Genomic DNA, 12,085 nt, shown 5'->3' with positions numbered 1-12,085 from the left:
ATCATGTAATTCACTATAATGAATGTAATATGTTTAAAAACAGTGATAGAGGCTCCGTTTTTTCACATGTCGCCATTTAGGGAGAAAATGCCTTAGACTGCAAGCATTTTTATGGCAGGCCGGAAAAACGCTTCACCTCTTGAGTTGTCACCGGGACCGCGTCTCTCGAGGGATGTGTAAAGGTGAACCGGATTCATTCCGTTATGCCAATGAAGTAAGCAGCAAAGCTTTTTTGCTTTGTTTTAAAAAAGGGTGGTACCACGGCCACGATTCGTCCCTTTCATTATGAAAGGGGCTTTTTTTATTGCCTAAAATAACAGGTTGCTACATAAAAGGAGGAGTTTTTAAGATGCAGGAAGAGCTGAAACGGCTTGAGAAAGAAGCGGTTGAAAAAGTGGAAGCCGCTGGTTCATTAAAAGAAGTCAACGATGTCCGCGTTGCGTACCTGGGAAAAAAGGGACCGATCACGGAAGTGCTTCGGGGAATGGGAAAGCTGTCCGCTGAAGAAAGGCCGAAAATGGGCGCCTTGGCGAACGAAGTAAGAGAAAAAATCGCCGCGGCGATTGCTGAAAAAAATGCCCGCCTAGAGGAAGAAGAGGTGAAAAGGAAGCTGAAAGAACAGACGATTGACGTGACGCTTCCGGGAAGCCCTGTAAAAACAGGAGCGCGGCATCCGCTGACGATCGTTATTGAAGAAATCGAAGACTTGTTTATCAGCATGGGATATTCGGTGGAAGAGGGTCCTGAAGTAGAAACCGACTACTATAACTTCGAAGCGCTCAACCTTCCGAAAGAGCATCCGGCCCGCGATATGCAAGACAGCTTTTATATTACGGAAGATACGCTGATGAGAACGCAGACGTCTCCCGTCCAGACGCGCACGATGGAAAAGCATAAAGGCAAAGGCCCTGTCAAAATCATCTGCCCCGGCAAAGTATACCGCCGCGACAACGATGATGCGACACACTCCCATCAGTTTATGCAAATTGAAGGTCTCTGCGTTGACCGCGATATCAGCATGAGCGACTTAAAAGGAACGCTTGAAACGGTCGCGAAAAAGATGTTCGGCGAAGAGCGCGAAATCAGACTGCGTCCAAGCTTCTTCCCGTTTACAGAGCCGTCTGTCGAAGTCGATGTTTCCTGCTTTAAATGCGGAGGCAAAGGCTGCTCCGTTTGTAAACAAACGGGCTGGATCGAAATTCTCGGCGCCGGAATGGTGCATCCGAACGTGCTCGAAATGGCCGGATTCGATTCCAAACAATATCAGGGATTTGCATTTGGAATGGGTGTTGAACGGATCGCGATGCTGAAATACGGCATTGACGACATACGTCATTTCTATACGAACGATGTCAGATTTTTATCTCAATTTAAACAGGCTTAAAGAGGAGGACGCGTGATGTTTGTTTCATATAAATGGCTGCAGGAATACGTGGATTTAGATGGGATGACTCCCGAGATTCTCGCTGAAAAGATTACGAGAAGCGGAATTGAAGTGGAAGGCATCGAATATAAGGGAGAAGGAATGAAAGGCGTTGTCATCGGACATGTGCTGGAGCGCGAACAGCATCCGAACGCCGACAAGTTGAATAAATGCCTCGTCGATATCGGCGAAGAAGAGCCTGTCCAGATCATCTGCGGGGCTCCGAACGTGGACAGAGGGCAAAAAGTAGCCGTCGCCACGGTTGGTGCGGTATTGCCCGGCAATTTTAAAATCAAAAAAGCGAAGCTTCGCGGGGAAGTGTCTAACGGCATGATCTGCTCTTTGCAAGAGCTTGGCATTCAAGGCAAGCTTGTGCCGAAAGAATATGCGGAAGGCATCTTCGTCTTCCCGGGCGATGCAGAAACCGGTGCGGACGCTCTTCAAAGCCTGGCGCTCGACGATGCGGTTCTCGAACTGGGACTGACGCCAAACCGCGCCGACGCCATGAACATGCTCGGCGTTGCCTATGAAGTGGCTGCGATTCTCGGCCGCGAAGTCAAGCTTCCTGAGACGGCTTATCAGGCAGGCGCCGAAAAAGCGGCGGACTATATTTCCGTCAAAATTGAAGATACAGAAGCCAATCCTTTGTACGCGGCAAAAATCATTAAAAACGTCAAAATCGGCCCGTCGCCGCTTTGGATGCAGACGAAGCTGATCAATGCCGGCATCAGACCGCACAACAATGTCGTCGATATTACGAACTTTGTTCTGCTCGAATACGGTCAGCCGCTGCACGCGTTTGATTATGACCGCTTTGGCTCAAAAGAGGTCGTCATCCGCAAAGCGTATGAAAATGAAACGATAACGACGCTTGATGAACAAGAAAGAACATTGACGCTTGAGCATCTTGTCATCACAAACGGTTCTCTTCCGCAGGCAGTCGCAGGCGTAATGGGCGGAGCGGACTCCGAAGTCCGCGAAGATACGGCGACAGTGCTGCTTGAGGCCGCGTATTTTAACGGTCAGACCGTTCGCAAAGCATCAAAGGATCTCGGTCTTCGCAGCGAATCAAGCGTCCGCTTTGAAAAGGGCATCGATCCTGCACGGGTGCGCCTCGCTGCAGAACGCGCGGCAGATTTGATCAGCCGGTATGCCGGAGGAACCGTCTTAGAAGGTACGGTTGAAGAAAACCACCTTGATATCAAAGAGAATGTCATCCGCCTTTCCGTTGATAAAGTGACGAAGGTTCTCGGCATGTCCATCAGCAAAGAAGAAATGGTCAACATTTTTGAAAGGCTCGGCTTTGCAGTTGAAGACGCTGAACGGGAACTGGTCGTGACGGTTCCGTCAAGAAGAGGCGATATTGCGATTGAAGAAGATTTGATCGAAGAGGTCGCAAGACTGTACGGATATGACAACATTCCGTCGACACTGCCGGAAGTAACAGGCTTTGCGGGCGGACTGACACCTTATCAGGACAAGCGCAGAAAAGTAAGACGCTTTCTGGAAGGAGCAGGCCTTTCCCAGGCGATCACATACTCACTAACAAACGATAAAAAAGCAACGGCTTACGCATTGGAAAAATCGTTTAAAACGATCCTTTCGCTGCCGATGAGCGAGGAAAGAAGCGTGCTGAGGCACAGCCTGCTTCCTAATCTGCTTGATTCGGTCGCATACAACCTGGCACGGCAGTCCGATTCTGCAGCTTTTTATGAGGTCGGTTCAGTTTTCTTGAAAGCCGAAGAACATACGAAACCGGTCGAAAAAGAACACGTCGCCGGAGCCGTGACAGGCCTGTGGCATAAAAACCTCTGGCAGGGCGAGAAAAAGCCGATTGATTTCTTCGTCGTAAAAGGCATCGTCGAGGGTCTGTTGGAAAAGCTCGGCATCACCGAAGGCATCGAATTCGCTCAATCTGAAAGAAAAGAGCTTCATCCCGGGCGGACGGCCAATATTTTGCATAACGGCTCATTAGTCGGCTTCATCGGCCAGCTGCATCCGTCAGTTGAAAAAGAGCTGGATCTGGGCGACACGTATGTGTTTGAACTGGACCTGCACGAGCTCCTTCGATTGGATGTACCGGAGATCACGTATACACCAATTCCAAAGTATCCTTCTGTTACCCGGGATATCGCGCTTGTTGTGAATAAAGAAACAGCGGCCGGTCAGCTTGAGGACGTCATCAAAACAGCAGGCGGCAAATGGCTCAAAGAAGTCCATGTCTTTGACGTCTACGAAGGCGAGCACATGGAAGAAGGCAAGAAATCTGTCGCCTTCAGCCTGCAATATTTGAATCCTGAACAAACATTGACTGAAGAAGAAGTGACAAAAGTTCACGACCAGGTGCTGAAAGCACTGGAGGATGCGTATCAGGCTGTATTGAGAGGATAACCGGTTCCCAGCCCAATTGAGGCTGCCCGGCTGCAGTACAAAAAAGGCGTCTCCGCTTTATGCGGAGACGCCTTTTTATAACTATTGATACCAAACTTTATTTTTCTCGATCAGGCTGTTGTGTTCCGCATCCCAGACATCGACGGTGTATGCGTAATCGTAGTTCATAATGCAACGGATGCCGCTTCCTTGCGGATCATGCTCCACCCCGAAATTATGGGAAAATTCGTGTCTTTGTGCTTTTGCCGTATTTTCCGTTCCCAGGTCGAACGTGACGCTGAAAGCAGGACCGTCCGGTTTAACAGGGTATTGAAAAGCGATGCCGCCCGCTTCAAAATTGTCGTTGGCTGTAAAGCCGGCTACGAATTTATAAGGCCGTCCTTCGAATTTGTCCGCCAGGTTGTCAAGAATGTCAGAGGCATTGCTTCCGGAAGAACTCCATGGGGCAACAGCTTCCACGACAAAATCAATATCGTGGTCGCGGTTAAACATTTCGTCCGCCTCTTCAACGATGTTGACGATTCTCGTTTTCCAGTCTTTGTGTTTCTGCCGGTACTGCTTATCAGCCACCGCGAGGACACTTATCTTTTGCTTGCCCGTGCTTGTCTGAGTCGAAAATTTACCGTTGTTTACATTCTTTTTAAATGTGATCGTACTCGTTTCATTTCCTTTCTCATCCAGCACTTTTGTTTTCGTTGTTTTTTCAATGTGAACTTTGCCTGTTAAATCTTTATAACCTTCCTTAGGTTTAGGCAATGCTTCCTTATGAATCCCTTTTGTTTCATGAGTATGCTCATGACCGCCCGTTTCCGCGACTCCGGCCACCCCGGGTATTAAACTTGCAGAAAGCAATAAAGTAAAGAATAAAGACCGTTTTTTCATTTGAAAAATTTCCTCCTTAGTTTTTAACAGACTAAAGATTCGTCTAGTTAACTAGAAATCCCTTCTTTCTATCCAAAAAGAGGAAAATATACATAGGTTCTTATGACAAACCTTTCAATGTAACTACAAAGTTCGTTAAAATCAGACAAGAAATCTGCCATTTGACAGTGATTTTTAAACAGAACTATAGGCCTTTTGTTTGCTAATATTCTGATAAATCGTAATATTCTCTAGCGAAAATGATCGAAATTCAGCAAAGATTGCTGAGTTTTGAATTGCCTGCGGGAATAGAAGCAAGAGAAAGGCACTGCTTGGCTGTTTCGCATAAATAGACAAGCCGTCCGCCTCTATAACCTTATTTTGCACCTAATTTCTTCTCTCAATAAATGTTAACCAAGTCACATTCCTCTGGCCCGCTGGAAAAAACTATTTCATATCTTTTTTTTAGTATAAAATCATTAATAGTTCAAAATAACCATTCAGAAAGGATTGGTACTATGACAAAAAACCCGAGCAACAGTACTCAAACATTTATCATTTTAGGCTGGATATGTACCGGTATATCACTACTGCTTTTTCCAATTTTATTTGGTGCAGGAGGAGTTATTTTTGGATATCTAGTAAGAAGTAATGGGAAAGTCCAACACGGGACAATCATGATGATCGCAGCTATCGCTTGTGGTTTATTTGGTGTTGTATTAGGAATGGCTTCTGCCGGATATTAAATTCATTCCAATCGATAATGAGAATCCGAGGCAGAACAGTATACATAAAAAAGCAGGCCGACGGGTCTGCTTTTTACTTGATTATAATGCCGGGATGCCAGGCCATAATCTCAGCACGCAATGTTTGCAGCCTCTTCATCTTCCTCCCTAATCTTGTCGGGCTCATAGGCCCTTTCCCGTAGGATAAGCGCATCCATATATATGTGGAAGATTTCCGTGATTCTAATATAACTAAGAACATATCATGATTAAGAAAAGCCTCATCTCATTATATTAATCAGGAGATAAAATGAATGATGGTAAGAGCATGAAGTTCATTACGTCCTGTCAAGACAATACACGATTCCGTTTCAAATATTTACTGTGAATGGATCGAAGAAAGAATTCGTAAGTTTCATTGCGAAGAGCCGGGATGAATGCGGGATATAGCCACAAGCGGAAATACTCCTTGGAACTCCGTGAATTGGTCTCTCGAGCTTCCTGCTAAAACAGCTGGGAACCCTGATAGTCAGGAGTTCCCGCTTTTTGGTGTATTCAGTTTTTCGACGCCAGGCGCACCGCTTTCTGTGTGTTCGCAAAATGGCGTTTCGTGAAATGACCGAGCGCTGCTTCGCCGTGTTTCTTGATCAGCTTTGCCGCCGCTTCATCGACGAGCGGACCCGCTCCTTTCGGGAGCGTCATCCCGGCTTCTTTCGAAAGCTTATCCATCTCCATTAAAAATGAATAGCGTGCGATGATCGAAGCCGCTGCAACTGAAAGATGGATGCCTTCCGCTTTTGTGCTGAAATATGTACGTTCTTTGATGGCGTTTTTGCCGGCCAGGTGTTTAAAATAGACGGCAGGTTCTGCGAACTGGTCAATTAAAATCGCTTCAGGCCGGGTTCCGTCCAATTTTTTGAGAAGGTTGCCGATCGCCTGGTTGTGGAGAAGGGCCTTCATTTTTCCCTGGCTCATCCCTTTTTCCTGCATTTCATTATACTTTTCATTTCTCAAGACGAGCAGGCTGTAAGGAACTGTCTTGATTAAGTCGCGCGCGATCTGAACGATTTGCGGATCTTTTAAGTTTTTTGAATCTTTAACACCGAGTTCCTTTAACAGCGGCAGCTTTACCTTGTCAGCGTATACGCACGCGACGGTGATCGGACCGAAATAATCGCCTGTCCCGACTTCATCGGAGCCGATCACAGACATGGAACCGATGCCTTCAGGCGGCTGATAGACGGACGGGATGCTTTTTTTGGATGCGGGCTTTTTGGAAGCCGGTGTTTCAGCATCCGCCGTCCAGCGCTCCGCTTCCTTTTCCGCGTTTTTTCCTTGGAACAGCACCTTCCCCGACCGGTATGCTGTAATGGTGCAGCCCTGTGGTTTGGCCTGGAAAACCGCGCCCTGTACGGAAAGGGAAGTCATGTGAGGCCCGTAGTGGCTTTGCATCCGTTCAATAACAGACGGGGGAACTTTTAAAACAGAATGTGACACGTTCTAATCTCCTTTATTAGCTGCTTAAACAGGCTAAATCATTGTTTTTATAAGTGTATCATAACAGCGGAGGGCTCGTCTTTCCATTCAATCTCTAAACATGTTATGATATAGACTAGGATTCTCGCATAATTGGAATGGAGGAGAAACGTTGTCTGATGGTCAAAAAACGAAAACAACAGTTGACATCTACGGTCAGCAATTCACAATTATCGGCGATGAGAGCAAGAGCCATATGAGGCACGTTGCCTCGATTGTGGATGATAAAATGAGAGAAATCAACGAAAAAAATCCGTATCTTGATATAAATAAACTGGCCGTTTTGACGGCTGTAAATGTGGTTCACGATTATTTGAAGCTGAAGGAAGAGCTTGAGAGATTAAAAGGACAAATTAAAGAAAAGGATTGAACATCACGATGCTAGATATCATCATTATCATTTTGCTTTTGTCCGGTTTGTTTATTGGACTCAAAAGAGGGTTTATCCGCCAGTTTATCCGTTTGGTTACGTTTATCGCAGCGATCGCTGTGGCCGCAACCTATTACGGCGACCTTGCACCTAAGCTCGGCTGGATTCCGTCTCCCGACTTTACGGGCGGCCAGTCTGCGCTGGCGTTTGTAAACGGAAGCCTTGAAGGCGCTTATTACAATATGATTGCGTTTTTGATTCTCTTTTTCCTGACGATTATCCTTTTGAGAATTGCCGCATCGTTTCTGGATGCCGTTGCAAGCATACCGGTTCTCAAACAGATCAACCAAGTACTTGGAGCCGTGCTCGGTTTTGCGGAAATCTATCTGTTCGTGTTTGTCGTTCTGTTCATCGGAACGCTTCTGCCGATCGATGTTCTGCAAAACATGATGGCCGGTTCGGTGATGGCTGATTTGATCATTCATAAAACACCGTTTTTATCAAACATGTTAAACAATCTGCTGCATCAGTACGGATCTTTGTAAAAACTTCTCTGTTTGTAGGGAAGTTTTTTTTCGGGGCTCTTGAGAACCCCGAAAACTGTCGAATAGGCCTGTTTGTTGTAGGATCAGCCAAAAATTTGTATGATTGAAGCAGGATGAACGAGGGGAAACAAGAGGTGAACAGCATGCATAAAAAAGATATCATCAAATTGCTTGAAACGATTGCGATATATATGGAACTAAAAGGGGATAACCCGTTTAAGATCTCCGCTTTCAGAAAGGCTGCGGCAGCTCTTGAACAAGACGACCGGAGCCTCTCGGAAATCGATGATATGATGTCCCTGTCAGGGATCGGCAAAGGCACGTATGCCGTCATCAAGGAATATATGGACACGGGAGCGTCCGGTACGCTGGAACGATTAAAGGAAGAGGTTCCGGAAGGACTTGTCCCGCTTTTGAAGCTGCCGGGCCTCGGCGGCAAAAAAATCGCCAAGCTGTATCAGGAGCTCGGCGTCTGTGATGCGGCGTCTTTAAAAGAGGCATGCGAACAGCAAAAGGTTCAGGGGCTTGCCGGATTCGGCAAAAAAACGGAAGAAAAAATCCTGCAGGCTTTAGGTGAAGCGGGGAAACGCCCTGAACGGTACCCGATCGCGGTCGCTTTGGCTGTCGCCGGCATCATCGAAGAACAGCTTGAAGGGCTCGAGGGCCTCATCAAGTTTTCGCGGGCTGGAAGCCTGCGCCGTGCCAAAGAAACGGTGAAAGACCTCGATTACATTATGGCTGTCACTGATCCGGAACTGGTCCGGGAAGGACTCTTAAAGCTTTCGAACATCAAGGAGGTCATTGCCGCAGGAGATACGAAAGTGTCTCTCACATTTGTGTTTGAATACGAAATCAGTGCGGATTTCCGGCTGGTGACGGAGGAACAGTTCCCAACGACGCTCCATCATTTTACCGGATCAAAAGACCACAATATCAAAATGCGCCAGCTTGCCAAAGAAAAAGGCGAAAGAATCAGTGAATACGGCGTCGAAACCGTTGAAACTGGAGAAATTAAAACCTTCTCAAGCGAACAAGAGTTTTTCGCCCATTTCGGGCTTCCGTTTATTCCGCCCGAACTGCGGGAGACAGGAAGAGAAGTTGAGGACTACCGCGATGACATCGGACTCGTTTCCGCCGAGGATATTCAAGGAGACCTTCATATGCACTCGGCTTGGAGCGACGGTGCTTTTTCGATCAGGGAAATGGCGGAAGCCTGCATGGCAAAAGGGTACCGCTATATGGCGATCACAGACCATTCCCAGTATTTAAAAGTGGCAGGCGGTTTGACGCCTGAGCGCCTGCGCATGCAGGCGAAGGAAATTGATGAACTGAATAAGGAATTGACCGATTTTCATATTTTTAAAGGCGTGGAAATGGACATCCTGCCTGACGGAACGCTAGATTATGACGATGAGCTGCTGGCGGAAATGGACCTTGTCATTGCTTCGATCCATTCAAGCTTTTCACAGCCGCAGCATGTCATCATGAAGCGGCTTGAAACCGCACTGATGAATCAGCACGTTGACATTATCGCTCATCCGACCGGCCGTCTGATCGGAAGAAGGGCGGGTTATGAAGTCGATATTGACCAGCTGATCGAGCTTGCGAAGAAAACGAATACCGCCTTGGAACTGAACGCAAATCCAGCGCGGCTCGATCTCAGGATGGAACACTTGATGAAAGCGAATGCTGCCGGAGTGACACTCGTTATTAATACGGATGCCCACAACACAGCGATGCTTGACGATATGAAAACGGGCGTTACGGCAGCGAGAAAAGGATGGACGCCAAAGGCCAATGTATTAAATACCCGCTCCTTTGAAGAAGTCCAGGCATTTTTGTCGCGCCATCGATCTTAAGGAGGTTTAATGGACGTTGCAGCAAAAAGCGCTATCAGCACTTGAATTTCATAAAGTAAAAGAACAGCTCACAGAGCATGCGGCATCTTCTTTAGGGAAGGAAATGCTTTTGGAACTCAAACCTTCCCGTTCGCTCGAAGAAGTCAAAAAGCTGCAGGAAGAAGTCGATGAAGCAGGAACCGTCCTGCGTTTAAAAGGAAACGCCCCTTTCGGAGGCCTTACCGACATTAGAAAAGCGTTAAGAAGGGCGGAAATCGGCAGCATTTTAAGCCCGGCGGAATTGACCGAAATATCGGGTCTGCTATACGCAGCAAAACAGATGAAGCATTTTCTCGAAGGCCTGTTCGAAGACGGGGTTGAGATTCCTTGTCTTCACCAATATGCAGAAAAGCTCATTCCGCTTTCCGAATTGGAAAGAGACATCAATTCGTGCATCGATGATCATGGAGAAGTGCTAGACCATGCATCTGAGACGTTAAGGGGAATCAGGACGCAACTGCGGACGCTTGAATCAAGAATCAGGGACCGGCTGGAATCAATGTTGCGTTCTTCATCTGCGCAAAAAATGCTGTCGGATACGATCATCACAATTCGCAACGACCGCTTCGTTATCCCTGTCAAACAGGAGTACAGATCAAGCTACGGAGGAATCGTGCACGATCAGTCGTCTTCCGGCGCGACATTGTTTATCGAGCCTCAGGCGATTGTCGATATGAACAATGCGCTTCGCCAGGCGAAAGTAAACGAAAAACAGGAGATTGAACGGATTTTGCGCGTCCTGACAGAAAAGACGGCAGAGCACACAAATGAACTCTTTCACGATGTCAAAGTGCTTCAGACGCTGGACTTTATTTTTGCAAAAGCAAAATACGCCAAAGCGACAAAAGCGGTTAAACCGGCTGTCAATGCTGACGGCTATGTCCGCCTGATTCAAGCCCGCCACCCGCTTTTGCCCCTGGATGAAGTCGTTCCGAATGATATTGAGCTCGGCGGAGAGTATACGACAATTGTCATCACGGGCCCGAACACGGGCGGTAAAACGGTGACGCTTAAAACGCTCGGGCTTTTGACCATTATGGCGCAGTCGGGATTGCACGTACCGGCGGAAGAAGGATCAGAAACCGCCATATTTGATCAAGTATTTGCCGATATCGGCGATGAACAGTCAATCGAACAAAGCTTAAGTACGTTCTCGTCACATATGGTCAACATCGTCGATATTTTGAAAGACATGACGGAAAACAGCCTTGTGCTTTTTGACGAGCTCGGCGCCGGGACAGACCCGCAGGAAGGCGCGGCCCTTGCGATCAGCATCCTTGACGAGGTGTGCCAGACTGGCGCGCGCGTCATTGCCACGACTCATTACCCTGAGCTGAAGGCATACGGCTACAATCGCGAAAATGTCATTAATGCAAGCGTCGAATTTGATATCGATACACTGTCACCGACCTACAAGCTGTTAATCGGAGTGCCCGGCCGAAGCAATGCGTTCGAAATTTCGAAGCGACTCGGGCTGCCTGATTACCTGATCGGCCGCGCAAAAGCGGAGATGACGGCCGAGCATAATGAAGTTGATACGATGATCGCATCGCTGGAAGACAGCAAAAAGCGCGCCGAGGCGGAGCTGAACGAGACAGAAGCCATCCGCGCCGAGGCTGAAGCCCTTCACCGCGACCTCCAGCAGCAGATCAGCGAATGGCAGGAGAAAAAAGAAAGGCTCTATGAAGAAGCGGAGCAAAAAGCCGCTGAAAAAGTCAAAGAAGCGATGAAAGAAGCAGACGAGATCATCCAGTCGCTCCGCATGATCAAGGAAGACCATAAAGCATTTAAAGACCATGAGCTGATCGAGGCGAAAAAACGCCTTGAAGAAGCGGTGCCTTCGTTTGAAAAAGCGAAAAAGCCGGCTCAGAAAAAAACGGACAAGCGCGAATTAAAACCGGGCGATGAAGTCAAGGTTTTAACCTTTGGTCAAAAAGGGACGCTGCTCGAAAAAACGGGTGCGGCCGAATGGAATGTTCAAATCGGCATTCTGAAAATGAAGGTTAAGGAAAAGGATCTGGAATTCCTGAAATCGGCACCTGAACCCGAAAAACAAAAAACGATCGCCGCCGTCAAAGGAAAAGATTATCACGTCTCGCTCGAACTCGACCTTAGAGGGGAGCGGTATGAAAATGCGCTTCACCGGGTTGAAAAATACTTGGATGATGCGGTGCTTGCGGGCTATCCAAGAGTCTCGATCATCCACGGAAAAGGAACCGGCGCCCTCCGAAAAGGCGTTCAGGACCTCTTGAAATCCCACCGCAATGTGAAAAACTCCCGGTTCGGCGAAGCGGGAGAGGGAGGATCAGGCGTCACCATTGTCGAATTAAAATAAA

General features: G+C 47.6%; 9 protein-coding genes. 7 read left to right on the top strand and 2 right to left on the bottom strand.

Annotation, left to right across the window (positions count from 1 at the left end; translation table 11 throughout):
• The first annotated feature begins 349 nt into the window (after window positions 1-349).
• Together pheS and pheT are read left to right on the top strand one after the other, a co-directional pair.
• Entirely contained in the window at window positions 350-1,384 is a 1,035-nt protein-coding gene (pheS, locus tag M1D59_RS15670) for a phenylalanine--tRNA ligase subunit alpha (protein ID WP_003184229.1), read from the top strand.
• A 15-nt stretch (window positions 1,385-1,399) separates the two neighbouring features.
• Window positions 1,400-3,814 (top strand): phenylalanine--tRNA ligase subunit beta, encoded by a 2,415-nt coding sequence (gene pheT / locus M1D59_RS15665; protein ID WP_458117516.1) that lies wholly within the window; start codon window positions 1,400-1,402, stop codon window positions 3,812-3,814.
• A gap of 81 nt (window positions 3,815-3,895) precedes the next feature.
• Here pheT and M1D59_RS15660 read toward each other — a convergent pair whose 3' ends face one another.
• Window positions 3,896-4,696, bottom strand: a complete 801-nt coding sequence (locus M1D59_RS15660; RefSeq protein WP_448156438.1) for a zinc-dependent metalloprotease — start codon at window positions 4,694-4,696, stop codon at window positions 3,896-3,898.
• A 497-nt stretch (window positions 4,697-5,193) separates the two neighbouring features.
• Between M1D59_RS15660 and M1D59_RS15655 the strand changes: the two genes are divergently transcribed.
• Window positions 5,194-5,421: a hypothetical protein gene (locus M1D59_RS15655; RefSeq protein WP_020452508.1), complete on the top strand. Its 228-nt coding sequence runs from the start codon at window positions 5,194-5,196 to the stop codon at window positions 5,419-5,421.
• A 534-nt stretch (window positions 5,422-5,955) separates the two neighbouring features.
• Here M1D59_RS15655 and rnhC read toward each other — a convergent pair.
• Entirely contained in the window at window positions 5,956-6,897 is a 942-nt protein-coding gene (gene rnhC, locus M1D59_RS15650; protein WP_229128939.1) for a ribonuclease HIII, read from the bottom strand.
• Window positions 6,898-7,048: 151 nt separating this feature from the next.
• Here rnhC and zapA point away from each other — a divergent pair, with 151 nt between their 5' ends.
• The 4 genes from zapA to M1D59_RS15630 all read left to right on the top strand — a co-directional run bounded on the left by zapA (window position 7,049) and on the right by M1D59_RS15630 (window position 12,084).
• Entirely contained in the window at window positions 7,049-7,306 is a 258-nt protein-coding gene (gene zapA, locus M1D59_RS15645) for a cell division protein ZapA (RefSeq protein ID WP_020452506.1), read from the top strand.
• 8 nt (window positions 7,307-7,314) lie between these two features.
• Entirely contained in the window at window positions 7,315-7,851 is a 537-nt protein-coding gene (locus tag M1D59_RS15640; RefSeq protein ID WP_023855455.1) for a CvpA family protein, read from the top strand.
• 143 nt (window positions 7,852-7,994) lie between these two features.
• Window positions 7,995-9,710, top strand: coding sequence for a DNA polymerase/3'-5' exonuclease PolX (gene polX, locus M1D59_RS15635; protein WP_458117515.1), 1,716 nt, complete (start codon window positions 7,995-7,997; stop codon window positions 9,708-9,710).
• A gap of 16 nt (window positions 9,711-9,726) precedes the next feature.
• Window positions 9,727-12,084: an endonuclease MutS2 gene (locus M1D59_RS15630; RefSeq protein WP_023855454.1), complete on the top strand. Its 2,358-nt coding sequence runs from the start codon at window positions 9,727-9,729 to the stop codon at window positions 12,082-12,084.
• Window position 12,085 lies beyond the last annotated feature (1 nt).

The organism is Bacillus sp. PK6-026 (genome assembly GCF_054161455.1).
Note: the sequence above shows the minus strand (reverse complement) of the source record. Positions and strands in the feature narration are given on the sequence as shown.